At 66.1% G+C, this 25862-nt stretch carries 25 protein-coding genes; 3 read left to right on the top strand and 22 right to left on the bottom strand.

Annotated features, from left to right (window positions below):
- Nucleotides 1–7: 7 nt before the first annotated feature.
- The 15 genes from ACYP5B_RS34890 to urtA form a co-directional block, all read right to left on the bottom strand.
- On the bottom strand, nucleotides 8–1027 hold the full coding sequence (locus ACYP5B_RS34890) for a threonine/serine dehydratase (RefSeq protein WP_459572700.1): 1020 nt from the start codon (nucleotides 1025–1027) through the stop codon (nucleotides 8–10).
- 459 nt (nucleotides 1028–1486) lie between these two features.
- Entirely contained in the window at nucleotides 1487–2116 is a 630-nt protein-coding gene (ureG, locus tag ACYP5B_RS34885) for an urease accessory protein UreG (protein WP_318236062.1), read from the bottom strand.
- 49 nt (nucleotides 2117–2165) lie between these two features.
- On the bottom strand, nucleotides 2166–2858 hold the full coding sequence (locus ACYP5B_RS34880; protein ID WP_459572698.1) for an urease accessory protein UreF: 693 nt from the start codon (nucleotides 2856–2858) through the stop codon (nucleotides 2166–2168).
- On the bottom strand, nucleotides 2855–3226 hold the full coding sequence (locus ACYP5B_RS34875) for an endonuclease domain-containing protein (protein WP_459572697.1): 372 nt from the start codon (nucleotides 3224–3226) through the stop codon (nucleotides 2855–2857). The genes ACYP5B_RS34880 and ACYP5B_RS34875 overlap by 4 nt, the downstream gene beginning before the upstream one ends.
- A gap of 134 nt (nucleotides 3227–3360) precedes the next feature.
- Nucleotides 3361–3993: an urease accessory protein UreE gene (ureE, locus tag ACYP5B_RS34870; protein ID WP_459572725.1), complete on the bottom strand. Its 633-nt coding sequence runs from the start codon at nucleotides 3991–3993 to the stop codon at nucleotides 3361–3363.
- A 35-nt stretch (nucleotides 3994–4028) separates the two neighbouring features.
- Nucleotides 4029–5747 carry an urease subunit alpha gene (gene ureC, locus ACYP5B_RS34865; RefSeq protein ID WP_459572696.1) on the bottom strand — a complete coding sequence of 573 codons (1719 nt, stop codon included), beginning with the start codon at nucleotides 5745–5747 and terminating at the stop codon, nucleotides 4029–4031.
- The gene (locus ACYP5B_RS34860; protein WP_267606026.1) at nucleotides 5747–6052 is read right to left on the bottom strand and encodes an urease subunit beta; all 306 of its coding nucleotides are present in this window, start codon (nucleotides 6050–6052) and stop codon (nucleotides 5747–5749) included. Before ACYP5B_RS34860 ends, ureC begins: the two co-directional genes overlap by 1 nt.
- A gap of 37 nt (nucleotides 6053–6089) precedes the next feature.
- Entirely contained in the window at nucleotides 6090–6713 is a 624-nt protein-coding gene (locus tag ACYP5B_RS34855; RefSeq protein WP_459572695.1) for a HupE/UreJ family protein, read from the bottom strand.
- Between the two features lie 78 nt (nucleotides 6714–6791).
- The gene (locus tag ACYP5B_RS34850; RefSeq protein WP_318236059.1) at nucleotides 6792–7094 is read right to left on the bottom strand and encodes an urease subunit gamma; all 303 of its coding nucleotides are present in this window, start codon (nucleotides 7092–7094) and stop codon (nucleotides 6792–6794) included.
- 66 nt (nucleotides 7095–7160) lie between these two features.
- Complete coding sequence (locus tag ACYP5B_RS34845) at nucleotides 7161–8033, bottom strand: urease accessory protein UreD (protein ID WP_459572693.1); 873 nt, start codon at nucleotides 8031–8033, stop codon at nucleotides 7161–7163.
- Between the two features lie 205 nt (nucleotides 8034–8238).
- Nucleotides 8239–8931 carry an urea ABC transporter ATP-binding subunit UrtE gene (gene urtE / locus ACYP5B_RS34840; RefSeq protein WP_318236057.1) on the bottom strand — a complete coding sequence of 231 codons (693 nt, stop codon included), beginning with the start codon at nucleotides 8929–8931 and terminating at the stop codon, nucleotides 8239–8241.
- 37 nt (nucleotides 8932–8968) lie between these two features.
- A complete protein-coding gene (urtD, locus tag ACYP5B_RS34835) occupies nucleotides 8969–9817 on the bottom strand; it encodes an urea ABC transporter ATP-binding protein UrtD (protein WP_267606021.1) in 849 nt (282 codons plus the stop codon).
- Nucleotides 9814–11019 carry an urea ABC transporter permease subunit UrtC gene (gene urtC / locus ACYP5B_RS34830; protein ID WP_459572724.1) on the bottom strand — a complete coding sequence of 402 codons (1206 nt, stop codon included), beginning with the start codon at nucleotides 11017–11019 and terminating at the stop codon, nucleotides 9814–9816. The genes urtD and urtC overlap by 4 nt, the downstream gene beginning before the upstream one ends.
- Nucleotides 11019–12656 (bottom strand): urea ABC transporter permease subunit UrtB, encoded by a 1638-nt coding sequence (urtB, locus tag ACYP5B_RS34825; RefSeq protein WP_267606019.1) that lies wholly within the window; start codon nucleotides 12654–12656, stop codon nucleotides 11019–11021. Before urtB ends, urtC begins: the two co-directional genes overlap by 1 nt.
- 186 nt (nucleotides 12657–12842) lie before the next feature.
- Nucleotides 12843–14108, bottom strand: a complete 1266-nt coding sequence (urtA, locus tag ACYP5B_RS34820; RefSeq protein WP_267606018.1) for an urea ABC transporter substrate-binding protein — start codon at nucleotides 14106–14108, stop codon at nucleotides 12843–12845.
- Between the two features lie 347 nt (nucleotides 14109–14455).
- Between urtA and ACYP5B_RS34815 the strand changes: the two genes are divergently transcribed.
- The 3 genes from ACYP5B_RS34815 to ACYP5B_RS34805 all read left to right on the top strand — a co-directional run bounded on the left by ACYP5B_RS34815 (nucleotide 14456) and on the right by ACYP5B_RS34805 (nucleotide 18225).
- A complete protein-coding gene (locus ACYP5B_RS34815; protein WP_459572691.1) occupies nucleotides 14456–15943 on the top strand; it encodes a flavin-containing monooxygenase in 1488 nt (495 codons plus the stop codon).
- A 134-nt stretch (nucleotides 15944–16077) separates the two neighbouring features.
- Nucleotides 16078–16863 (top strand): alpha/beta fold hydrolase, encoded by a 786-nt coding sequence (locus ACYP5B_RS34810; protein ID WP_459572690.1) that lies wholly within the window; start codon nucleotides 16078–16080, stop codon nucleotides 16861–16863.
- 60 nt (nucleotides 16864–16923) lie between these two features.
- Nucleotides 16924–18225: an MFS transporter gene (locus tag ACYP5B_RS34805; RefSeq protein WP_459572688.1), complete on the top strand. Its 1302-nt coding sequence runs from the start codon at nucleotides 16924–16926 to the stop codon at nucleotides 18223–18225.
- A gap of 7 nt (nucleotides 18226–18232) precedes the next feature.
- On the opposite strand, the gene ACYP5B_RS34800 is transcribed toward ACYP5B_RS34805, so the two are convergent.
- From ACYP5B_RS34800 to ACYP5B_RS34770, 7 genes are all read right to left on the bottom strand, one after another.
- The gene (locus ACYP5B_RS34800) at nucleotides 18233–18865 is read right to left on the bottom strand and encodes a hypothetical protein (protein WP_459572687.1); all 633 of its coding nucleotides are present in this window, start codon (nucleotides 18863–18865) and stop codon (nucleotides 18233–18235) included.
- 94 nt (nucleotides 18866–18959) lie between these two features.
- Nucleotides 18960–19439, bottom strand: coding sequence for a MaoC family dehydratase (locus ACYP5B_RS34795; protein WP_267606012.1), 480 nt, complete (start codon nucleotides 19437–19439; stop codon nucleotides 18960–18962).
- A 138-nt stretch (nucleotides 19440–19577) separates the two neighbouring features.
- Entirely contained in the window at nucleotides 19578–20027 is a 450-nt protein-coding gene (locus tag ACYP5B_RS34790) for a MaoC family dehydratase (RefSeq protein ID WP_318236050.1), read from the bottom strand.
- 126 nt (nucleotides 20028–20153) lie between these two features.
- Entirely contained in the window at nucleotides 20154–21272 is a 1119-nt protein-coding gene (locus ACYP5B_RS34785; protein WP_459572686.1) for an acyl-CoA dehydrogenase family protein, read from the bottom strand.
- A 13-nt stretch (nucleotides 21273–21285) separates the two neighbouring features.
- A complete protein-coding gene (locus ACYP5B_RS34780; protein WP_459572685.1) occupies nucleotides 21286–22488 on the bottom strand; it encodes an acyl-CoA dehydrogenase family protein in 1203 nt (400 codons plus the stop codon).
- A gap of 95 nt (nucleotides 22489–22583) precedes the next feature.
- A complete protein-coding gene (locus tag ACYP5B_RS34775) occupies nucleotides 22584–23033 on the bottom strand; it encodes a DUF1178 family protein (protein ID WP_318236048.1) in 450 nt (149 codons plus the stop codon).
- A gap of 1111 nt (nucleotides 23034–24144) precedes the next feature.
- Nucleotides 24145–25694 (bottom strand): IS3 family transposase gene (locus ACYP5B_RS34770; RefSeq protein WP_459572684.1). Its coding sequence is split into 2 segments (ribosomal slippage): nucleotides 24145–25208 and nucleotides 25208–25694, totalling 1551 coding nucleotides; the frame shifts between segments, so codons are not numbered across the junction.
- Nucleotides 25695–25862: the final 168 nt, after the last annotated feature.

Below are 25862 nucleotides of genomic sequence, written 5' to 3'. Positions count from 1 at the left end.
GCCGGATTCAGCTGGCGCTGGCGGGCTCGTCCACGGCCAGCAGTTCGGCAAAGCGCGCGGAGTCTAGGTTGGACCCGCACACGATCAGCGCGACCTTCTTGCCCGCCAGCGTCTGGCGCAGGGGCCCCAGCAGCGCCGCGGTGGACACCGCGGTGGCCGGCTCCGTGGCCAGCTTCATATCGCGATAGAGGATGCGCATGGCTGCGCGGATCGCCTCGTCGGATACGCGCACCATGCCGTCGACAAACTGGCGGCACACGCCGTAGCTGTAGTCCAGCGCATAAGGCGCGCCCAGGCTGTCGGCAACTGTCGTGACGCGCTCCAGCGTTTGCGGCCGCCCGGCCTCGAAGCTGCGGTTCATGGCGTCGGCGCCCTCCGGCTCGACCCCATAGACCCGGCAAGCCGGATTGATCTGCTTGACCGCCGCGGCGATGCCGCCGCACAGGCCGCCACCGCCCACCGGCACCACCACCGCATCCAGCCCGGCCACCTGGCGCATCAGCTCAAGCCCGACCGTTGCCGTGCCCTGCGCGATCAGCGGGCCGTCGTACGGGTGCACCATGGTGCGGCCCTCGTCGGCCACCAGTTGCAGCGCGTGGTCAAAAGCAGCATGGACATCCGGCAGCAACAGCACCTCGGCACCCGCCTCACGGCAGGCCGCCACGCGTGCCGGGCTGGCGGTGGCCGGCATGGCCAGCTTGGCGCCGACGCCGGCCACCTTAGCCGCGTAGGCCACCGCCATGGCATGGTTGCCGGCGCTGGCCGCTACCACGCCGCGCGCCCGCGCGGATGCATCCATGCGCTCGATGCTGTTGAGCGCGCCACGCACCTTGAAGGTGCCGGTGATCTGGAACAGCTCCAGCTTGAGCCAGACTTCCGTGCCGGCATCGAGTTGCTGGGCCGCACCGGTCTGCCAGCGCCACACGGGCGTCTCCAGCACCTTGCCTTGCAGGCGCCGCGCGGTGTCCTGGATTTCGGGCAGCAAGGGATAGCGGGCATGCGCACGCAGGTCGGAAAGATCGGACATCGGGTGTTCTCCATCGAATCGGTGGGTCGCGTGCAGGCCCCTATGGCCGTGCACGGCAAGGAGGGACCACGGGCCACCGAGCACCAGCCAAAGCCGCAGCTCAGCGACCCCGGATAATTCGAATAATGGAGAACGAGAAGGAAATCGAGACGGTACGCGACGACAGGCCGGACGTGGAGGCAAGGCCCACCGGCAGCCCGGCACCCGCGCATGCAGCGGCGCCACCGGTATCGGTGGTGCTGCACAGCGAAGAAGGGGCGAGCGAATGGAACGTCATGGATCGGCAAGTATGCCACAAGCCTCGGCGTTGTGGCGGCATGCGTAGAATGCGAGGGGATCGGCCGCAGTCAATCCCTTTGCATGAACTGCACGCCTGGCTGTCGCGCGCACCCTGCTTCCTGTGCGTGCGCGCACGCCGCCACTGAAGTCGCGGCAGCGACGGGCGCGGGGCGCCGTGTGTTACACGCCCAGCATGCCCTGCCGCTCGATGAACGCGATCACCTCATCCAGCCCCTGCCCCGACTTCACGCTGCCCATCACGAACGGACGCGTGCCGCGCATCTTGCGTGCATCGCTTTCCATCACTTCCAGGTTGGCCCCCACATAAGGGGCCAGGTCGGTCTTGTTGATCACCAGCAGGTCCGACTTGGTGATGCCCGGCCCGCCCTTGCGCGGGATCTTCTCGCCGCCGGCCACATCGATCACGTAGATGGTCAGGTCCGACAGCTCCGGGCTGAAGGTGGCCGCCAGGTTGTCGCCGCCGGACTCGATGAAGACGATGTCGGCATCGGGAAACTTGCCCAGCATGCGGTCGACCGCTTCCAGGTTGATGGAGGCGTCCTCGCGGATCGCAGTGTGCGGGCAGCCGCCGGTTTCCACGCCCATGATGCGTTCGGCCGGCAACGCGCCGGAGATGGTCAGCAGGCGCTGGTCTTCCTTCGTGTAGATATCGTTGGTGATGGCGACCAGGTCATAGCGCTCGCGCATGGCCTTGCACAGCATCTCCAGCAAGGTGGTCTTGCCGGAACCGACGGGGCCGCCCACGCCGACGCGCAACGGGGGGTTCTTCTTGGTACGAGCCTGGGTCATGATGGACATCTTGTCTTGGGGAATCGTTTGAATGCCGCCGGCGCACGCGTCAGGAACGGAACAGCCGCGAGTACTGCGTCTCATGGCGCGCGCACAGCAGCCCCAGCATCGGGGAAAAAGTAGACAGCAGCGGCGGCTCGGCATCGGCGCGGCGCACTGCCTCATCGACGGTCTTCAGCACCGCGGGATGCAGCCGGCGCAGGATGTGCTGCCCGGCCACCTGCCCCAGCGGCACCGCCTTGAGCGCCGCGGCCACCTGGTTCTCCGCCCAGCTGAAGCAATAGGCCGCCAGCCCGTCGCGCTCGTTCACATCCAGCGCCACGCAAGCCGCGGCAAAAGCGGTAGGCAGGCACACCGGCGACAACGCCTCGAGCTGCGCGCGCAGCGCGGCATCGCCCCACTCCATCTGCGCCACCAGCCGCGCCAGCGACCAGCCCATCTGCTCCGTCTCCAGGCGCAGCTCGGCACTCTCGCGCGTGGCATGGAACCAGTCGTTCCATTCGGCCAGGCGCGCGGCATCCAGCGTGCGCCAATGGCGAAACAGCAGCAGCCAGACTGGCGCTTCGCACTGCGCCTGCACGTCCAGCAGATTGCTGCGCACCCACTGCTCCGCACTGCCGGCATCGTGCACCATGCCGCACTCGATGGCAGCCTCCAGCCCTTGCGAATAGCTGAAGCCACCGATCGGCAGCGCCGGCGATGCCAGGTGCAGCAGGGAGATGAGTTGGGAGAGCTGGGTCATGGGCGCTTCCGGATGTGGCTCTGCTTTTCATCGCCCGGGGGCTCAGAGGCCATAGGCTTCGGCGAGTGCCCCAGCATCAAAACGACCTCTCGCACTCGTTCCAGCACGGCATCGGTTTGCGCTAGCACTTCGTGATTCCAGAAGCGCAAGAGCGTATAGCCACTGCGCTTGAACCACGCGTCGTGCGCGACATCGGCCGCATCGGCATGCTGCCCGCCGTCAGCCTCGATCACCAATTTCAATTCCATGCACACGAAGTCGGCAATGAAAGGGCCAATCTGTTTCTGGCGTTTGAACTTAAGGCCCATGAAGCGATGGGCGCGCAGGCGATACCAGAGCCCGCTGCTCGGCGTCTGTCTGGCTGGCACGGAGCGATTTGGCGAACTGAGGCTTCGGCACGCGCTCGCCCTCTCCCCCCTCCCCTCCCGCCGCGCGGGAGAGGGGAGTTCGGTCATCGGAGGTTGGGCGTGCGGTGGCTTGCTCATGCATAGGGGGCCAAGCCTCAGTGCTTGTGCCCGCAGTTCTCGTCATGCACATGTGGCGCATGGTCGTGTGGCGCATGGTCGTGGTCGTGCGCATGGCCATGATCGTGATCGTGATCGTGATCGTGATCGTGCCCATGATGCTCATGGAACACCGCCTGCGCCGCGGCATAGTCCTCCGCAAACGTCGCATCGTGCCCATGCTTGTGCCCGCCGCCGTAGGCGCCGGCTTCCGGCTCGAACGGCAGTTCCGCGCGTTCGGCCTGCACGCCGAGGCGGGCCAGCATGTCCGCGAGCACCGGGTCGAATTCCAGGCGCAGGTAGTCGCGGCCCACTTCCACCGGCGTGTGGCGATTGCCGAGGTGGTAGGCCGCGCGCATCAGTGCCTGCGGATCGCTGGCGCCGACTTGCAGCACGGACTCCGGCGCCGCCTGCACTTCGACAAAGAGGCCGCCCTCGGTGACCAGCAGGTCGCCGCCGCGCAGCACGGTGCCGCGCGCAAGGAACACCGCCACTTCTTCGCCATTGTCGAGCGTGGCGCGCAGGCGGCTCTTGCTGCGCTCGGCGAAAGGCAGCACCAGCTTGGGCGCGCGGCGCACCAGCACGGCGGCGATGCCGTGCGGGGCGGCGAGGTGTTTGTCGATCTTCTGCAAAGCGGGCCTTATGGACATCACGGACATCATGGACATCAAAACAGGAAATAGCGCTGCGCCATCGGCAGTACGGTCGCCGGTTCGCAGATCAGCAACTGGCCGTCGGCCACCACCTGGTAGGTCTCGGGATCCACGGTGACGTTCGGCTGCCAGTCATTGTGCACCATGTCGCGCTTGCCCACGGTGCGCGTGCCTTGTACCGCCGACAGCACCTTGTTCAGGCCATAGCGCCCGCCCACATCGGCGGCCAGCGCCGCTTGCGAGACAAAGGTCAGCGACGACTTGTGCAAGGCCCGTCCGGCGGCGGCGAACATCGGCCGGTAGTGCACCGGCTGCGGCGTGGGGATCGATGCGTTGGGGTCGCCCATGGCAGCAGCGGCAATCATCCCCCCCTTGAGGATCAGGCTCGGCTTGACGCCGAAGAAGGCCGGCTTCCACAGCACCAGGTCGGCCCATTTTCCGACCGCGATCGAGCCCACCTCGTGCGCGATGCCATGCGTGAGCGCGGGGTTGATCGTGTACTTGGCGATGTAGCGCTTGACGCGGAAATTGTCATGCCCGCCGCGCGCGTCGTTGGGGTCGCCGGGCAGCTTGCCGCGCTGCGCGGCCATCTTGTGCGCGGTCTGCCAGGTGCGGATGATGACCTCGCCCACGCGGCCCATGGCCTGCGAATCGCTGGAGATCATCGAGAACGCGCCGAGGTCGTGCAGGATGTCTTCGGCGGCGATGGTCTCGCGCCGGATGCGGCTCTCGGCGAAGGCGATGTCCTCGGCGATCGACGGGTCCAGGTGGTGGCAGACCATCAGCATGTCGAGGTGTTCGTCGAGCGTGTTGACGGTGTATGGCCGCGTCGGGTTGGTCGACGACGGCAGCACGTTGGGCTCGCCGCAGACCTTGATGATGTCGGGCGCATGGCCGCCGCCCGCGCCTTCGGTGTGATACGTATGGATGGTGCGGCCCTTGAACGCAGCCACGGTGGCTTCGACGAAGCCGGCCTCGTTGAGCGTATCGGTGTGGATTGCCACCTGCGTGTCGGTGGCATCCGCCACGCTCAGGCAGTTGTCGATGGCCGCGGGCGTGGTGCCCCAGTCTTCGTGCAGCTTGAGCCCGATGGCGCCGGCCTCGACCTGCTCCATCAGCGGCCCCGGCAGGCTGGCGTTGCCCTTGCCGAGCAGGCCGATGTTCATCGGGTAGGCTTCCACCGCCTGCAGCATGCGTTCCATGAACCAGGGGCCGGGCGTGACGGTGGTGGCGAAGGTGCCGGTGGCCGGCCCGGTGCCGCCGCCGATCATGGTGGTGACACCGCTCATCAGCGCCTCTTCGATCTGCTGCGGGCAGATGAAGTGGATGTGGCTGTCGATGCCGCCGGTGGTGACGATCATGCCCTCGCCCGCGATCACCTCGGTGCCCGGCCCGACGACGATGGTCACGCCGGGCTGGATGTCCGGATTGCCGGCCTTGCCGATGGCGGCAATGCGGCCGTCCTTGAGGCCGATGTCGGCCTTGACGATGCCCCAGTGGTCGACGATCAGCGCATTGGTGATGACGGTGTCGACACAGTCCTTGGCCATGCGCTGGCTCTGCCCCATGCCGTCGCGGATGACCTTGCCGCCGCCGAATTTCACTTCCTCGCCGTAGACGGTGAAGTCCTTCTCCACCTCGATGACGAGCCCGGTGTCGGCGAGCCGCAGGCGGTCGCCGGTGGTGGGGCCGAACATCTCGGCATAAGCCTGCCTGGAGATTTTCACGCTCATCACAGCGCTCCCATGATCTTGCCGTTGAAGCCGTAGACGATGCGCGCGCCGGACAGCGCCACCAGTTCCACCGTGCGGCTCTGGCCCGGCTCGAAGCGCACGGCGGTGCCGGCAGCGATATTCAGGCGGAAGCCGCGCGTGGCCTCGCGGTCGAAATCCAGCGCGGGGTTGGTCTCGTAGAAATGAAAGTGCGAGCCGACCTGGACCGGGCGGTCGCCCGTGTTGGCCACCGCCACGCTGACCGTGGGGCGGCCGGCGTTCAGTTCGATCTCGCCCTCTGCGGGCATCAGTTCACCGGGGATCATGATGGGTTCCTTGTTGCGGTCGGTGCGCTCGGTGCGCTCAAGCGACCATCAGGCCGACGCCGTACAGCGCCACGCCCGCGCCCGCCAGCCGTGCCAGCCAGCCGGCGTGGCGGCGCAGCGCGCCGCCCAGGCCGATGCCGGCCGCGTGCAGCACCATCGTGGCCACGCAAAAGCCGCCCACATAGGCCGCCACCGCGGGCAATGCGCCGGCCGTGGCCGGCAACTCGGATCCGTGGGCATAGCCGTGGAAGACGGCGAAGCCGCCCACAATGGCCATCCCCCCCCATGCCGGCAGCCTGGCGCGCAGCGCAACCAGCAGGCCGATCACCAGCAGCGACGCGGCAATCATCGGCTCCACCAGCGGCAGGCTCATGCCGGTAAGGCCGAGCACCGCGCCAGCCAGCATCAAAGCCACGAAGACAAAGGGCATGCGCAAGGCTTCGCGCGGCGAACGCGCACCCAGCGCGCTCCATACGCCCACGCCCACCATGGCGAGCAAGTGATCCATGCCGGTGAAGGGATGCAGCAAGCCGGCCCACAGGCTGGCGCCGGCAGTGGCGGCATCATGGCCCGGATGCGCGACGGCAGCGGCGCTGGCAAGCGCCAGCGAGGCGCCCACGGTGGCGAGCCTCACGGCGCGCGAGCGGTTGGAGTGGTTCATGTCTTGACCTCGTGTCCTGGTTCTGGGATTTCGATGCAACCGGCGTGCTTCACGTCCGGCGTGCCATGCGCCTTGGCGTCAGATGATCGGATGGTGCACCGTGACCAGCTTGGTGCCATCGGGGAACGTGGCTTCCACCTGGATATCGGGGATCATCTCGGCCACCCCATCCATCACGTCCTCGCGCGCGAGCACGGTGGTGCCCTCATGCATCAGTTCCGCCACGGAGCGGCCATCGCGCGCGCCTTCCATGATGGCGGCGGTGATCAAGGCCACCGCCTCGGGATAGTTGAGCTTGAGCCCGCGCGCGCGGCGGCGCTCGGCCAGCAGCGCGGCGGTGAAGATCAACAGCTTGTCCTTTTCTCGCGGAGTGAGTTCCATCCTGGTATTCCCGTTGTTTCTTGTTTTGTCCGTGCGATGCGCGGTGGCAAATCCCAAAGTCCGCGCCTACGTCGCCCACAGCCTCAGGGGCCTTGCAGGCACACCGTGGATCGGTTCGCGCAGCGCGCTCCACGCCATCACCATCAACTGCCTGACCGCTTCCATCTGCGCGCCCAGCACGCGCAGCAGCAACATCGACTGGCCGTCTTGCTCGAGCCGCGTCACACCGGCGCGCAGGTCGGCCCGATAAGGCAGCTGCCCGGCCAGCATTTCCGCGAGTGCCTGCGTCGCCCCATCGCCCACCGCCCACAGCGTGCCGATGACATTGAGCCCGTCCAGCCCGGCCACCGCATTGCGCAGCGCACAAGCCGCGTCAAGTTGCGCGCGCTCGATCCACAGCGCGCGCTTGCCGCCGCCCTGCAGCCGGGTCTCCATGCCCAGCGTGCCGCGGCTCCAGGTCTCGCCGCTGGCCTGCCGGCCCAGCACGATGGCATCCCAGCCGATCGCGCTGGCCCCGGGAGCCACCGTCACGGTGGTGGCAAGGCGCGCGTGCGCGTCGTCAAAGACGATGTTCTCCTGCGGCAGCCAGTCCACCCGCGCGCCGGCGTCCAGCGTCAGCGTGACGCGCTGCGCGGCCTCGCGGCCGAGCGACTTGTACCACTTGGTGGCGCCGGGCGTCGTCAGCACCGCATGGGCGAGCGCGCCCACCGTCACGTCGATGTCCAGGCTGTCGCCGCCGGCCACGCCCGCGGGCGGATGCAGGATCACCACATGGCAGATAGACCCCTCCGGATAGAGTGGCTTTTGCACCAGCAACGGCCCTTGGTGGCGACGCTCGACCAACGCGCTGCGCTCCCCGCGCGCGGCAAACCGCAGGCGCAGGCTGGCCTCCCATGCGGGCGGCACGGCGAGGGTCGAAGGAAAGTCTGGATGACGCATGAATGTTGGAATGGCGGAGGCGGCCGGCAATGCATCGTGCGCTGGATGCGGGCATCATAGCGCGCAGCCGGAGGCACTGGAAGTGGTATTCGAGGCGGGCTTCGGCACGACACGCAATCGGCGCCCGCCAGGTGTCCGTCCTCTCCCGCGCCGCGGGAGAGGGGGAACACACCAGCACTACGATCATGCGGCACCGCGTGTCACGTCACACCGCGATGAGCTCCCGCACGCCCTCCTCTTCCATCTTCGCGCCCTCGCCTCTCGCCACCACTTCGCCGCGGCTCATCACCACGTAGTGATCCGCCAGGTGCCGGGCGAATTCGTAATACTGTTCCACCAGCAGCACCGTCATGCCGAACTCATCCACCAGCAGGCGCAGCGCCCGCCCGATGTCCTGGATGATCGAAGGCTGGATGCCTTCGGTCGGCTCGTCCAGGATCAGCAGTTCGGGCTCGCTCATCAGCGCGCGGCCGATCGCCAGTTGCTGCTGCTGGCCGCCGGAGAGATCGCCGCCGCGGCGCTGGCGCATGCTGCGCAACACCGGGAACAACTGGTAGATGCGGTCCGGCACGCCCGGCGGGCTCTTGAGGCTGGCGGCGCCGATCAGCAGGTTCTCCTCCACCGTCAGGCGCGGGAAGATCTCGCGGCCCTGCGGCACGTAGGCCAGGCCCGAGGCCACGCGCTCGTACGGCGGCTTTTTCTCCAGTGCCTGCCCCGCCCAGCTGATGCTGCCGCTCTTGGTCGGCACCACGCCCATCAGGCATTTGAGCAAGGTGCTCTTGCCCACGCCGTTGCGGCCGAGCAAGGTCGTCAGCTTGCCTTGCGGCACCTCGAAGGTGACGTTGCGCAGGATGTGGCTGCCGCCGTAGAACTGGTTGAGTGCATTGACCTGCAACATAGTCTCGTTCCCTTTTTTTCTATCCGGTGCGCAGCGCCTAGCGGCCGAGATAGGATTCGATCACGCGCTCCTCGCGCTTGACGGCGTCGAGCGTGCCTTCGGCCAGCACGCTGCCCTCGGCCAGCACGGTCACCTTGCCCGCATCGCCGGCCAGCGCCGCGACGAACTCCATGTCGTGCTCCACCACCATCATCGAGCAGGTGCCGCGCAGGCTGTTGAGCAGCTTGGCCAGCTGCATGGTTTCTTCATCGGTCATGCCCGCCACCGGCTCGTCGAGCAGCAGCAATTGCGGCTGCTGCATCAGCAGCATGCCGATTTCCAGCCGCTGCTTCTGGCCGTGCGACAGCAAGCCGGCCGGGCGATAGGCCTCATCCTCCAACCCCGTCAGCGCCAGCGTTTGCTCGATGCGGCGATGCCCTTCGGCGCCCAGGCGCGCGCGCAATGAAGTGAACCAGCGCTTGTCGCCTTTCATCGCCAGCTCCAGGTTCTCCCACACTTCGTGCTGCTCGAACACGGTGGGCTTCTGGAACTTGCGGCCGATGCCGGTCTGCGCGATCCTGGGCTCGGTCATGCGCATCAGGTCGATGGTCTGGCCCAGGAACACGCGCCCGCTCACATTGGCGTTGCGCGGCCCGGTCTTGCCGGTGATCACATCCATCATGGTGGTCTTGCCCGCGCCATTGGGCCCGATCACGCAGCGCAGCTCGCCGTGGTCGATCGACAGCGTGAGCTTGTTCAGCGCGCGAAAGCCATCGAACTGCACGGTCACGTCTTCCAAGTAAAGGATGGGGCCGTGCGAGACGTCGATGACGCCCGGCTCCATGATGCGGCCCAGGCCGGTGGTGCCACCGCTTTCCGCCTGTTGTGCTCCCAGTGCTGCGTTCATGCTTCACCTCCGCTGCGGGTGGCGGCCGCCGGCGCATTCGCGGCGTTGCCCTGCGCGGCCTGCGGGCTTGCGCGCAGGCCGCGCAGGCGCTTGAGCAGGCCGATCACGCCGTCCGGCATATACAGCGTCACCAGCACGAACATCGCGCCCAGCAGGAACAGCCAGTACTCCGCGAAGTACGCCGTGAACATGGTCTTGGCGCCATTGACGATGAAAGCGCCGATGATCGGGCCGATCAGCGTGCCCCGTCCGCCCACCGCCACCCATACCGCCATCTCGATGGAGTTGGCCGGCGACATCTCGCCCGGGTTGATGATGCCCACCTGCGGCACGTAGAGCGCGCCGGCGATGCCGCACAGCACGGCCGAGAACGTCCACACGAACAGCTTGTAGCCAAGCGGGTTATAGCCCGAAAACATCACGCGCATCTCGGCATCGCGGATCGCGGTCACGACGCGGCCGAGCTTGGACGTCACGATGTAGCGGCAGGCGATGAAGCCGGCCAGCAAGGCGAAGAACGTCAGCACGAACAGCGCGGTGCGGGTCTGCGGCGCGGCCACGGCAAAGCCGGCGATGCGCTTGAAATCGGTGAAGCCGTTGTTGCCGCCAAAGCCGGTCTCGTTACGGAAGAACAGCAGCATGGCCGCGTACGTCATGGCCTGCGTGATGATGGACAGGTACACGCCCTTGATGCGCGAGCGAAAGGCGAAGAAGCCGAACAGCCATGCCAGCACGCCCGGCACCAGCACCACCAGCAGCATTGCGTAGCCAAGATGCTCGGTGCCGTGCCAGAACCACGGCATCTCCTTCCAGTCGAGGAACACCATGAAGTCGGGCAGGTCGCTCTTGTAGACGCCTTCGCGGCCAATGCTACGCATCAGGTACATGCCCATGGCATAGCCGCCGAGCGCGAAGAACAAGCCGTGGCCGAGGCTGAGAATGCCGCAGTAGCCCCATACCAGGTCCAGCGCGATCGCCGCCAGCGCGAAGCACATGATCTTGCCGATCAGCGTCAGCGCGTAGGCCGACAGATGCATGGGATGGCCTTCGGGCACCAGCAGCGCGCACACCGGCACGCCGATGCCTACCACCAGCGCGATCAGAGCCAACGCCATCCAGCTGCGTCCGGAGAACAGCGGCTGGCGCTCAGGCACGGCCAGCCGGAAACCCGCCGCGTAATGGTTCGAGGGTGAAGTCTTCATCATGCCTCCGCGCTGCGCCCTTTGAGCGCGAACAGTCCCTGCGGGCGCTTCTGGATGAAGAGCACGATCAGCACCAGGACAAAGATCTTGGCCAGCACCGCGCCATAGAACGGCTCGATGAACTTGTTGATCAGGCCCAGCCCAAAGGCGCCGATGATGGTGCCTGCGAGCTGCCCCACGCCGCCCAGCACCACCACCATGAAGGAGTCGATGATGTAGGCCTGCCCGAGGTCGGGGCCGACATTGCCGATCTGCGACAGCGCGCAGCCGCCCAGGCCGGCAATGCCCGCGCCGAAGGCAAAAGCGTAGCTGTCCACCTTCCAGGTGCGCACGCCGACGCAGGCCGCCATGGTGCGGTTCTGCGTGGTGGCGCGCACGAACAGGCCAAGGCGGGTGCGGTTGAGCACAGCCCAGGCCACTGCCACCACCGCCAGCGCAAACACGATGATGACCATGCGGTTGTACGGCAGCACCATGCCAGGCAGCCATTCGATGCCGCCGCTCATCCAGGACGGATTGGCCACTTCCACGTTCTGCGCGCCAAACAGGGTGCGCACCGTCTGCATCAGCAGCAGGCTCACGCCGAAGGTGGCCAGCAGCGTCTCCAGCGGACGGCCGTAGAGATGGCGCAGCACCAGCCGCTCCAGCACGAAGCCGACCACGGCGGAGGCGAGGAACGATGCCGGCAACGCGAACAGCAGGTACCAGTCGAACGCGCTGGCGAAGTGCGCGCGGAACACGCCCTGCACCATGTACGTGGCGTACGCGCCGATCATCAGGAATTCGCCGTGCGCCATGTTGATGACGCCGATCAGGCCGTAAGTGATAGCCAGCCCCAGCGCGGCGAGCAGCAGCACGCTGCCCAGGCTCAGGCCGGCGAAGAGGTTGCCGATCAGCTCGGCGCGGCGCTGGTCGCCGCGCAGGGCATCGAGCGCCTGCTGCGCGGCGCCGCGCAGTTCGGCGTCGGGCTCGCGATAGTTGCCGGCGGCATCTTTTTCCAGCAATGGCTGCAGTTTCTGGCGGCTCTGCGGATTGCTGTCGCGCCCGAGGATGCGGATGGCTTCGAGGCGATCGTCGCGGTTGCCATCGGCCAGCACGATATTGGCCCAGATCACATCGAGCTTCGCGCGCAGCCCTGCATCGGCCTCGGCCTTGCGCGCGGCTTCGACCACCGGGCGCGAAGCGCTGCCCGGCTGGTCCAGCAGCGTATTGACGGCCTGCGTGCGCACCGCCGCGTCGGGCGATTGCAGCAGCGTGCTGCTGGCGGCACTGTCCACCATGGCGCGCAGGCTGTTGTTCAGGGTGAGCGCTTCGAGCACGTCGGGCTTGACCGTGACCGGCTTGCCGCTGATCGCATCCACCAGCTTGTCTGCGTCCTGGCGCACCATGCCGACGCCGGGCGCGTATTGCAGCGTATCGTCCTGCAACGCCTTGAGAATGGGGCCGGCCTGCGCCACCGGTGCCTTGGTCAGCGCGGTGATCGCGGCGGTCTTGGCATCGAAGTCGTCTTCGGCCAACGGCTTCAGGTCGGCCTGCGTCAGCGGCGCGGCCCACAGCGGGCACGCGGCCAGCAGGAGCAGCGCGGCCAGCATGGCGCGCAACCGTGAAGCGAGAGAGAACGATAAGGGTCGGTGCATAAGGTTTGCAGAGTCGCGCGCGACGAAGCACGCGCGTCACCTTGATCGGCGTGACGATTTGCCGCCCACCGCGCCGAAGCGGCGGACAGCATGGGAAGCGGCAAAGACACTGCCAGGCTCCCTCCCCTCCCTCACCAGCCACGAGGCAAGAGAGAGAGGAAGAGAGCGCTGAGCGAGAGCCCTTGCTTACATCACCTTGTCCGGCTTGCCTTCGTTACCCGCGATGAACGGGCTCCACGGCTGCGCACGCACGGCCTTCGGGGTCTTCCACACCACCGTGAACTGGCCATCGCCCTTGACCTCGCCGATCATCACCGGCTTGTACAGGTGATGGTTCTCGCCCATGGTCAGGGTGAAGCCGTCCGGGGCCTTGAAGGTCTGGCCGTACATGGCGGCGCGGACCTTGTCGGTGTCGGTGGTGCCGGCCTTCTTCACGGCTTGCGCCCACATATGGATGCCCACGTAGGTGGCTTCCATCGGGTCGTTGGTCACGCGCTTGTCGCCGCCCGGCAGGTTGTTGGCCTTGACCCACGCCGCCCATTGCTTCTTGAAGGCTTCGTTTTCCGGGTTCTTGACCGACATGAAGTAGTTCCATGCGGCCAGGTGGCCCACCAGCGGCTTGGTGTCGATGCCGCGCAGTTCTTCCTCGCCCACCGAGAACGCCACCACCGGCACGTCCTTGGCCTTCAGGCCGGCGTTACCCAGCTCCTTGTAGAAGGGCACGTTGGAGTCGCCGTTGATGGTGGAGATCACCGCGGTCTTGCCACCCTGCGAGAACTTCTTGATGTTGGCGACGATGGTCTGGTAGTCGCTGTGGCCGAACGGCGTGTAGACCTCTTCGATATCCTTGTCCGCCACGCCCTTGCTCTTCAGGAAGGCACGCAGGATCTTGTTGGTGGTGCGCGGGTAGACGTAGTCGGTGCCGAGCAGGAAGAAACGCTTGGCGCCGCCGCCTTCCTTGCTCATCAGGTATTCCACCGCGGGAATGGCCTGCTGGTTGGGCGCCGCGCCGGTGTAGAAGACGTTCTTGGACATCTCCTCGCCCTCGTACTGCACCGGATAGAACAGCAGCGAGTTCAGCTCTTCATAAACGGGCAGCACCGACTTGCGGGACACCGAGGTCCAGCAGCCGAACGTGACGGCGACCTTGTCCTTGGTGATCAGTTGGCGCGCCTTCTCGGCAAACAGCGGCCAGTTGGAAGCGGGATCGACCACGACCGGCTCAAGCTTGCGGCCAAGCACGCCGCCGCTCTTGTTGATCTCGTCGATGGTCATCAGCGCCACGTCCTTGAGCGAAGTCTCGGAAATGGCCATGGTGCCGGACAGCGAATGCAGGATACCGATCTTGATCGGTTCCTTGGACTGCGCCATTACCAGCGGGCTCACGCCTGCCGTTGCAAACAAGGCCGCGGCGGCTACCGCCGACAGCTTCAGCATGTCACGTCTTTTCATTGCAGCTCCCAGATTGTCGTGTTGGATAAAGGAACAACGCACCCCGGGTACACCTTCTGCAACTAGCATGCCATGGCATACAAGCTTGTATACATGGCTGTGCACACGGTCTGGCGAGCCTTCAGCGGTCGCAATGCCGCACATCGCACCACGATAGTGCGCAAGCGTCACGCACCAAGCCTGTGCGCCGCCGCCGGCTGACTCAGATTGGGGCACATGGCGGTGCGTATGTTGCGCCGTGACTTGCCCGAATCCGGAATCGGCACTATGGTGGCCTCTCGATTGCGCGCCACGGCGTTGCCGGATGAGCCGCAACTACCAAGTAAAAGCACGATGGAGACAGCCCATTGAAAGCGTCAACGACGCCCGGCGCGGACCAGATCGTCATCATCGGCGCCGGCGTGGCCGGCATGTGCATGGGCATCCGGCTCAAGCAGGCCGGCATCGATGACTTTGTCATCCTGGAGAAGGCCGGCACGGTAGGCGGCACCTGGCGGGACAACACCTACCCGGGCTGCGGCTGCGACATCCCCTCCCATCTCTACAGCTTTTCGTTCGCGCCCAAGCCGGACTGGTCCAGCGCGTACTCGCCCCAGCCGGAGATACACCGCTACCTGCAGCATTGCGCCGAGCGCTTCGGGCTGCTCGGGCATATCCGCTTCGGCATCGAGGTCACCGAGGCACGCTACGACGAAGGCGCCTGCCTGTGGCAGGTGAGCACAGGTAACGGCGACACCATCGCCGCGCGCATCCTTGTCAGCGGCACCGGGCAGCTCAACCGTCCGCTGGCGCCGGACATCCCGGGGCTGGACAGCTTTGCCGGCACGGCCTTCCATTGCGCGCGCTGGCGGCATGACGCCGACCTGCGCGGCAAGCAGGTCGCGGTGATCGGCAACGGTGCCAGCGCGCTGCAGTTCATTCCACGCATCGCGCCGGAAGCGGGCAAGCTGACGGTGTTCCAGCGCAGCGCCAACTGGGTGCTGCCGCGCAACGGCGAGGCCTATACCGCCGAGCAACAGGCGCGCTTCGGGCGTCACCCGTGGACGGCGCGGCTGCATCGCTGGCACCTCTACCTGCAGCGTGAGCTGCGCTTCGGGCGCATGCAACGGGACAGCGGGCGCAACCGGGAACTGGAAACGCTGGCGCGCCGCTACCTGGCGCACATGATTGCCGACCCCGCGCTGCGCGCCAAGCTCACGCCGGACTACCCGATCGGCTGCAAGCGCATCCTGATATCCGACGATTTCTACCAGGCGCTCAAGCGGCCTAACGTCCAGGTCGAGACCACCCGCATCGCCCGCGTCGACGCCGACGCCGTGGTCACCGCCGACGGCGCCAGGCATCCGGCCGACGCCATCATCTTCGCCACCGGCTTCGACGCCCGCTCCTTCCTCGCGCCGATCCGCATCCACGGCCGCCATGGACGCACCCTGGCCGATCAGTGGCGCGAGGATCCCGAGGCCCATCTGGGCATGACGGCGCCGGGATTTCCCAACCTGTTCGTGCTGTACGGCCCCAATACCAACCTGGGCCACAACTCCATCATCTTCATGCTCGAGTGCCAGGCGCGCTATGTCCTGCAGTGCATCCAGGCCTGCCGCTCAGCGCGCTTCGCCTCCATGGAAGTGCGCCCGGAGGTGGTGACGCGCTTCAACCAGGCATTGCAGGCGGCCATCGGCCAGACCGCGTGGGCCGGCTCGTGCAGCAGTTGGTACAAGTCGGCGAGCGGCAGGGTCATCAACAACTGGTCGAGCCATGCCACCGCCTATTGGTGGAAGACGCGCAAGCCGGACTGGGGGCACTTTGTGCTGCGCCACGCCGGCAAGCCGTCATAGCGTTGCCCCGCCAGCGACGAGGGCCGCTACATCACAGGCTCGCAGTTCACGGTCGATGGCGGCACCACTGCCCAGTAAGCCTGCCGCGTCATTTTGCCAAACCAGCCCGCCAGGAGAAGCCTATGGAGTTCGCCATGCAACGTCTGGCCATCGCGTCGGAACCCATCCAGACCAGCCTGATCGAGGCCGGCACCGGCCGCCCCACCCTGCTTGTGCACGGCACCAGTTCCAGCGCGGAGACCAACTGGGCCGCGCTGCTGCCCGGGCTCGCGCAGCGCAGGCGCTGCCTGGCGCTGGACCTTGCGGGCTCCGGCGAAACCCGCGACGACGGCGGGCCGCTGACGCTCGATGCGCTGGTGGGACAGGTGCGCGCCTGCATGGCGCTTGCGGGCGATGCGCCCGTGGACCTGGTCGGCTATTCGCTTGGCGGGGTGGTGGCCGCCGCCGCGGCTGCGCTGATGCCGGAGCGCGTGCGGCGCCTGGTGGTGTTCGGCGCCTGGGCGCGCACCGATAGCCGCATGCGCCTGCTGTTTGCGCTGTGGCAGTCGCTGGCGCAGTCGGACCGCAAGCAACTGGCGCGCATGATCCTGCTCAACGGCGTATCGGAGCACTTCATCGCACCCATGGACGACGCCACCGTCGAGGGCATCCTGCGGCGTTTCGGCGCAGGCTTGGCGCCCGGCAGCGACCGCCAGGCCGCGCTCGACGCCACCATCGACATCACACCGCTGCTGGCACGCATCCGCGCCGCCACGCTTGTGATCGGCATGCGCCACGACCAGATGGTGCCGCCGGCGCATTGCCGCGCGCTTGCCGAGGCGCTTGGCGACGCCAGCTACGCGGAGATCGACAGCGGGCACCTGGTGATGCTGGAGCAACCCGAGCGCCTGCTCGCACTGATCGAGCAGCACCTGGACTGAGCGACCACCAGCACAAGCGCACACCAAGCCGACACGTTGAACCGATCCTGAGGCTGACCGATGAATACACTTCCGACCTACCAGCCACGCAGCGCCTGGGCCATGGCCTCGATGCTGACCTGGCTTTCGCTGATCAACTTCCTCGACAAGATCGTGCTGGGCATGGTCGCGGTGCCGCTGATGGCGGACCTGAAGCTTGCGCCGGCCGAGTTCGGCCTGATCGCCAGCAGCTTCTTCTGGCTGTTCTCGCTATCCACCGTGCTGGTCGGCTTTCTGTCCAATCGCGTGGCCACGCGCTGGCTGCTGCTGGCGATGGGCTTGGCGTGGGCCGTGCTGCAGGTCCCGCTGGCGCTGGCGGGATCGGCCATGACCATCCTGCTGTGCCGCATGCTGCTTGGCGCGGCCGAGGGGCCGGCCTTCCCGATCTCCGTGCATGCGCTATTCAAATGGTTTCCGGACCACAAGCGCAACCTGCCGGTGGCGATGATCAACCAGGGGGCCACCGTGGGCCTGCTGCTGGCGGGACTGCTGATCCCACTGGTGACGATACGATGGGGCTGGCGCGCCAATTTCATGATCCTGGCCGGCATCGGCATGGCGTGGAGCGCGATGTGGCTCTGCGTGGGGCGCGAGGGACCGCTGTCGCAGGCAAGCGCGCCACGCGCCGGCACCGTGGCCACGCCCGTGCGCCAGCCCTATCGCCGCATCTTCCGCGACCCGACCGTGCTGGCCTGCCTGGCCGTTGGCTTCTGCGCGTACTGGGCGCTGGCGCTGGGGCTGACCTGGCTGCCCGCCTACCTGGAAAAGGGCCTGGGCTTCGACCCGGTCACCACCGGGCGCTGGTATGCGGCCATCGTGGCCTCGGCCATGCCCGTCACGCTGATCCTTAGCTGGTTGTCGCAGCGCATGCTGCGCGCGGGCGCATCGTCGCGGCTCGCGCGTGGCGCGGTCATCTCGGTGGCCGCGCTGGCAGGCGGCGGCGTGTACCTGGCGATCGCGTCGATCACGCTGGCGCCGGTGCCCAAGACCTTGCTGATTGCCGTAGCGGCATGCCTGCCACCCGTGGCGTTCGCACTGACGCCAGCCATGCTCGCGCAGATCGTGCCGGAGGGCCAGCGCGGCAGCGTGTTGTCCATCCACACGGCGCTGATCACGCTGGCCGGCATCCTGGCACCGGCGGTGGTGGGGCAACTGGTGCAGCGCCATGGCATGAACGGGGGCTTCGAAGTGGGCTTCACGATCAATGCTTTGCTACTGCTGGCCAGCGGTGTGATTGGCCTGTGCTGGCTCAATCCCGAGCGTTCCGCAAAGGCGCTGGCGGCCTCGCCCCAAGACATGGCGGCCGCGCGCTCGCCGGCCTGAGCTGCGCCTAGCGGGACAGCCACCACCAGGCCGCGCCGGCTGCGGCGGCCTGGCCCGCGGCAACGATCAGGAACGGCTGCCACGACGCGTCAAACTGGTCCTGCAGCGCGTTGACGGCAGCCGTGCGCAAGGCCGCCGGCGCGTCCTGCGCAGCCAGCCCGGCAAACGGCACCGCCGCAATCACCTTGTCCGAGAGATGCAGCGCCACGCGGCGCGCCAGCCGGGGCATGCGCTCGCTGTCCTCGAGAAAATCGCGCAAGCGGGCCGTCAATGCTTGCGGCTTGGCAAGCAGGCTGGCCAGGGCGCCGGGTTGCTGCGCTTGCAGCGAGTCGACGAAGCGCCCCAGCGTGGCGTCGTAGAAGCGCTCGCCATGCGCGTTCGCCAGCGTGCCGAGCACACGGTCGAGCGCGCGCTGCTGGCCAACCACGAAATAAGCTATGGGAAAACCGATCAATAACACCGCCGCAGCCGCCGCGAGCGGCCAGCTCATCCCTGCGCTGCCCTTGGCCACCAGCGTGAATGCGATCAGGCTGAGGACCAGCCCGGCAACGCAGCAGCGCACGATCTCCCAGAGATAGAGCGAGCCCGCCTTGAGCATGGACTTGCCGAGATCGCCGAGATCGCTTGCGCTGCCGGGCATGTAGGTCACCTTGAAATGGCGCCCGCATGACCAGCGCCGATAAAGAAGCGGCGCGGGCCGCCGCGCACCCTGGTGTGGCGGCGCCCCGCCTGCATTACGAGTAGCGGCGGCTGATGGATTCCGCCACGCATACCGGGCGCTCGCTGCCCTCGCGCTCCACCGTGACTTCCCAGTTGGACTGGGCGCCGACCAGCGCGGGCGCGTTCGGCAGCGGCTCCAGGCGCTCCACCGATAGCAGCTTCACGCGCGCACGCAAGCGGCTGCCGACCGGCACCGGCGCGGTAAAGCGCACGCGGTTCAGGCCATAGTTGACGCCCATCTTCACGCCGGGCATGTCGATCGCGTTGTGCATGAACGCCGGCAGCAGCGACAAGGTCAGGAAGCCATGCGCCACCGGCCCGCCGAACGGCGATTCGCGGCGGGCGCGCTCCACGTCGACGTGGATCCATTGATGATCGCCGGTGGCTTCGGCGAACTGGTTGACCTGCTGCTGGGTGATCTCGATCCAGTCGCTGATGGCCACTTCCTGGCCCTGCAGGCTTTCCAGTTCTTCGAGCGAAGCGATGGTGCGCATGGTGTCTCCTTGTTGTTGTTGTGCTGGCCGGGATGGCCGGGGTTCAGTCGGGGGTGATGCCTTGCTCCCCTCTCCCGCGTGCGGGAGGGGCTGGGGGAGGGAGTAAACACCACCGTTATATCAAGCGGCTTTGGCGCATCAGGCAGGCCGCCGTCCGTACATGCCCATGCCCTTGACGGTGCAGACCAGTTCGCCGCGCTGGTTGGTGGCCTCCCACTGGGTGTGCACCACGCCGCGGTCCGGCTTGGACGAGGATGCGCGCGCATCCAGCACCACCAGCGACACGCTCAGCGTATCGCCCGCATAAACCGGCTTGAGCCAACGGATTTCGTCCACGCCGGGCGAGCCCATGCTGGCCGCCTTGGAGGTCATGTTATCCACCAGCAGGCGCATCATGATCGAGCAGGTCATCCAGCCGCTGGAGATGAGATTCTTGTAGATGCTTTTTTGCGCGGCTTCCTTGTCGACGTGGAAAGGCTGGGGATCGTACTGGCGGGCGAAGGCCAGGATCTCCTCCTCCGTCACCAGGTGGGACCCGAGGTCGCGCTTGCTGCCGACGGCGAAGTCTTCGAAATACAGGGTGGACATGAATCGCTCCGTCAACGGGGAATCAGTGAATACGGGACACGCGAAACGCACTGCAAAACACGAGATCCATACATAACAAAAAACCGCGCCTGGAACAACCGGCGCGGTTCTTTGATGCCACCTGGATCAGACCGTTTCCAGGAAGCCAGGTTGCGCCGCAAAGCGCGACAGGTGATGATCGACATCCCCGAAGGTGGTGTTGATCAGCGTCAGGCGCTTGAACATGTGCGCCGCCGGCAGTTCATCGGTGACGCCCATGCCACCGTGGATCTGCACGGCTTCCTGGCCGACCGAGCGAGCCGCCTGGCCCACGCGTGCCTTGGCCGCGGAGGCAAAGCGACGGCGTTCTTCCGGGCTGGCCTCGTCGAACTTGGCGGCGGCCAGCAGCGTGATGGAACGCGACTGCTCGGCGTGGATGAACATCTCCACCATGCGGTGCTGCAGCGCCTGGAAGCGCGCGATCGGCACGCCGAACTGCTGGCGGGTCTTGGCGTACTCCAGCGTGGCGGCGTTGAGCGTGTCCATCACGCCAACGGCTTCAGCGCACAGCAGCACGGCGGCGTAGTCAGCCACCTGCTCGATCAGCGCAAACGCCGCGCCCTCGGTGCCCAGCAACTCGCCCTGTGCATCCTTGAAGGTGATATCGGCAGCGCGCAGGTTATCGATGGTGCGGTAGTCGGTGATGCCGACGCCGGCCGCCTTCGGGTCCACCAGGAACAGCGAAATGCCATTGGTATCGGCATCGGCGCCGCTGGTGCGGGCCGACACAACCAGCTTGCCGGCTTGCGCGCCGTGGATGGTCACGACCTTGCGGCCGTTGAGCTTGCCGCCCTTGGCGGTCACGCGCACGTCGTTGAGCGCATAGCGGGCATGCGGCTCGTTGAAGGCGGTGGCCAGCTTCAGCTCGCCACCGGCAACCTGCTCCAGCAGCGCGTCCTGGCCGCCGGCCAGCTTGAGCGCGTAGGCGGCTACCACGGTGGCGAAGTATGGCTCGACCACCAGGCCGCGGCCCAGTTCCTGCATCACCACCATCATGTCGACGGGCGTGCCCGAGAAACCGCCCTGCGCTTCCGGCACCGGCAGCGCGGTCAGGCCGAGCTCGACCAGCGCGCCCCAGGCGGCATCGCTATGGCCGGCTTCGGCCTTGATGCCCTTCTTGCGGGTTTCGAAATCGTAGTCTTTATCGATGAAGCGGTGGACGGCGTCAGCCAGTTGCTTCTGTTCGTCGCTGAGATTGAAGTTCATATCGCGTGTCTCCTCACAGCCCCAGGATCATCTGGCTGATGATGTTCTTCTGAATTTCGTTGGACCCGCCGTAGATGGAGGTCTTGCGATAGTTGAAGTAGTAAGCGGCCAGCGGCGCGGCATCGTCGTAGCCGGTCACCGCGTGCTCGTGTTCGCACTCCAGGTAGGCGGTGTCGAACGGCTGCGCGTAGGGGCCGACAGCCTCCACCATCAGCTCGGTCAGCATCTGCTGGATCTCGGTGCCCTTGATCTTGAGCATCGAAGCCTCGGGGCCGGGGCCCTTGCCGGCGCTCTCGCTCGACACCACGCGCAGCACGGTCAGTTCCAGTGCCATCAACTCGATTTCCAGCGCAGCAACCTTGGCGCCGAACAACGGATCTTCCAGCAGCGGGCGGCCGTTCTTTTGCTGTTGCTTGGCAACGCGCTTGAGGAAGCCCAGCTCGCGCTTGGAGTTGCCCACGCGGGCAATGCCGGTGCGCTCATGGCCAAGCAGGTACTTGGCGTAGGTCCAGCCGCGGTTTACCTCGCCCACGCGGTTCTCCACCGGCACCTCGACGTTGTCGAAGAACACTTCATTCACTTCGTGCTCTTCGTCGAGCATGATGATGGGGCGCACGGTGATGCCCGGGGTCTTCATGTCGATCAGCAGGAAGGAGATGCCCTCCTGCTTCTTGGCTTCGGGATCGGTGCGGACCAGGCAGAAGATCATGTCGGCGTGCTGGCCGAGCGTGGTCCAGGTCTTCTGGCCGTTGACAATGTAGTGCTTGCCGTCGGAGGTGAGTTCAGCGCGGGTCTTCAGCGACGCCAGATCGGAACCCGAGCCCGGCTCGGAGTAACCCTGGCACCACCAGTCGGTGCAATCCAGGATGCGCGGCAGGTAGTAGTCCTTCTGCGCTTCGCTGCCGTACTTCATGATCACGGGCGCGACCATGGCCACGCCGAAGGGCAGCACGCCGGGCGCGCCGACGCGGGCATTTTCCTCGTCCCAGATATGGCGCTGCGTGGCGTTCCAGCCCGTGCCGCCGTACTGCACCGGCCAGTGCGGCGCGGACCAGCCGCGGCCCGCCAGCAGCTTGTGCCAGCGCACCAGGTCGTCGCGGTTGGGGCGGCGGTGGTTCAGAATCTTGCTGCTGATTTCCGCCGGCAGGTTGGCCTCCAGCCAGCCGCGCACTTCGGCGCGGAAGGCATCGTCGGACGCCGAATAGTTGAGATCCATGCCCGTCTCCAGTGATGCCGGTGTGAGACCGGCAAATTGTTCTAGCTAGCGCGTCATGCGCCGGCAAGAACACTGCCTTGGGCACAGGACGCTATTCAGTGAGCCGTCTGCTTGAGCGCATCCGGCACCACGAGCTGGAAAGTATCGATGCCTTCGTCGGCAAGCGCCTGCACTTCATCCGGCGAAGCCGTTCCGCGGATCCCGCGTTCCGGCGCTTCGTCGTAATGCATGCGCCTAGCCTCTTCGGCAAAGCGTTCGCCCACGTCCTCGGTCTGCGCCAGCACCTGCTTTACCGCCTTCAGGTAAAGCGACTGCAGTGTTGCCGGCGCCGCAGGGGCCTTCGCCCCGGCCGGCTTGCCCGCCGGCGCGGCGGCCGCTCCCGAGAGATTCAGGCGCGGCGCGCTGGGCAACCGGGTGATGGCATGGTCTTCGCAGACCGGACATTGGACGAGATTTTGCGAAATCTGCGATTGCGCGTCGTCCTCCGAAGCAAACCAGCCCTCGAAACGATGGTCTTGCGCGCAGCGCAGGTCGAGCACCTTCATGATGTTTCCAGCCCGTCGAAGGCTATAGTATCCGCGAAACGGAATTTTGTGAACGGTCGTGCTAATTTTTTTGCAGCCATCTTGGCATCCGGTGGGCCTTGCGGGGTCCGGGGGATTTTTAGGTATGGCTGCGGGCGCACGGCTAATTGGAGATTTTACGCGGTTAGGGGGTGGGGTGCTGGGGGCGGCAAACAATTGGCGCTTGATGTGGGCTTGGGATGTGATGTTTGCGGTGTTGGTTTTTGGGCCCACGTGCCTCCATGCGCGGGTCTTTTGCTGCTTCTTTGGGCGGTGTTGGTTTTTGGACCCACGTGCCTCCATGCGCGGGTCTTTTGCTGCTTCTTTGGGCGGCGTTGGTTTTTGGACCCAAGTGCCATACGACATCCCCCTGCGGGGGCTGCCGGTCACTCTTCTTTGCGCGGCAAAGAAGACTAACGAGAAGAAAGCCGCCCTGCCGGGAGCAGAGCAATAAGGCTGTTCGATGGGGGTGGTTGCGTCGTACGGCCCTGAGTGTTGGCTGGCGTGTCCCACCGGCCCAAAGGACATCGCTACTGCATGACCCATGGGTTACGTGGCGCGGCCCCTGACCTCGTGTGCGGTGCGCGTTCGACCATCTGCCGTTCGCGGCGCGAGGGGCTGCGCCGTTTCGGGTGTGGCTGGTTTCGTGGTTTTGTCTCGGAGGGCAGGCGCGGTGATGTTCGAGCGTGACCCTCGCGGACGGGCCACGGCGCCCACCACGAAACCAGGGGCGCTGAGAGCAAGGCGCCAGCAGCGCCGGTACGGCAGGGCATCAAATGGCCGGGCATTCGCCGCCAGAGACAAAACCACGAAACCAGCAACGTGGGGAGCATCGCGGCCCTTCGAACCGCGAACGGCAGATGTGGGAATGATCACCGCACGCGAGGTCAGGGGCCGCACCACGATACCCATGGGTCATGCAGTTGAGATGACCCTAAAGCCGGTAAGGCACGCCAGCCAACACTCGGGGCCGTACGACGCAACCACAGAGGCAAAAACAGCCTTATTGCTCTGCTCCCGGCAGGGCGGCTTTCTTTTCGTTAGTTTTCTTTGAGGGTGGCGGCGTGTGTCAAGGTAATTGTCGCCTCAGCCGTTACGCTGCTTTCTTGTGGTCCTCCACGTTTTGCTGTGCTCGTTCCGGGTTCAGGTACACGACATCGGCTAGCTGCCAGTTACGGATGCCCGCGGCCCAACGCTGCGGATTCCGGGCTCGCGCGGCCTGATACAGCGCCGTGCGCTGCGCCAGCAGGGCGGTCGCTTTGCCCTGATGTCGCTGGTTTGGCGTGACGTATTTCAGGCTGCTGTGGCGGTGCTCGTCGTTGTACCAGCGCACAAAGCTCAGTACCCAGGCACGCGCTTGCTCCAGGCTCTCGAATGGGCGCTCCGGCCACAACGGGCAGTACTTCGCCGTGCGGAACAACGCTTCGGCATAGGCGTTGTCGTTGCTCACCCTCGGCCGGCTGTAGGACGGCACCACACCCAAGTCATGCATCGTTGCCAGCATGCTCGCCCCCTTCATGGCCGTGCCGTTGTCCGAGTGCAGCACCAGCGGGCGGCCCGCCGTCTGCTCGCGCAAGCAACCGTGTGTCAGCAGACGACTGGCGTGCTCGGCCGACTCGCTTGCATGCACCTCATTGGCCACCAGCTTGCGGCTGTAAATGTCCTTCATCATGTACCAGTAGAAGAACCGTCCCTTGACTGTGGTCGGTAGCCAAGTGATGTCCCAGCACCACACCTGGTTCGGACCTTCGGCCCGGTGCGTCGTCAGCGGACGCGCGCTCGGGGCCTTGCTGCGGCCACGCCGCAGGCCTTGGCCAGCCGCCTTCAGGACTCGGTAGAACGTCGATTCCGACGCCAGGTAGATCCCTTCGTCCGCCAGCTTCGGCACGATCTGGTGCGGCGTCAGGCTGGCGTAGCCAGGCTGATTTGCCGCCGTCAGCAACGCCTGCCGTTCCGCTTCGCTGAGCTTGTTGGCGGGCGCGTCACGACGCACCTCGGGCCGCCTGTCGGCTGGGGCATGCCGCCAGCGCTGCAAGGTCCGCTCGGTCAACCCAAGCGCCTCGCAGGCCAACTCCTGTCGCGCCCCCGCGCTCACCGCTTCATCGATCAACTGTATGGCTTCAAAGCGATCCGGGGTGCTGATCAGTCTTCCTCGTCCCGTCCCCAGATCGCTGCGGCTTTTTTTTGCAGAACCAGCAGCGCTGCCGTTTCCGCCAACGCCGCATTCTTGCGCTTGAGCTCGCGCTCCAGTTCACGCACGCGTTTGCGCGCCGCTTCGTCTTCCCGACGCTGCACCAAGGTACGCTTGGCCGGGGCCGACGCATTGGCCTGCTCGCACGCCGCACGCCACTCCTGGATCTGCTCCGGCAGAATGCCCTTCAACCGGCAGTATTCAGACAGCTCCGCTTCGCTCAGCGGCGCCGTCTCGAGCACCACGCGAAACTTGTCCACACTGGACCATTGATCACTTTGCTTCCCGTCACCCGGCACAATTCTTCCTGCAGCTCTCGCCATCTCGCGCCACGTCCTCAAGGTCACTGTCGTGATCCCCGTGGCCTTGGCCAACTCCACTATTGATCGGTTAAGCGGGGGCATCATCTGCTCAACCGCCCACTCCCGGCGCTCGGCCGTATATCGCTTCATCTTCCAGTCGCACACCGCCCTCCATTTTGCTTCATCAAAGAAGACGGAGGCGACAAGTATCCTGACATGGAGGGGTGGAGACAAAAGAAAGAAAGACCTATTCTTCCTAAACTGAACATGGAGATGCAGTCATGGGGAAGATGGGAAGGCCCTTGGCCATAGACGAGG

The organism is Cupriavidus sp. 8B (assembly GCF_054589115.1).
The sequence above is the reverse complement of the archived record's forward strand: the minus strand, read 5'-3'. Positions and strand labels throughout refer to the sequence as shown.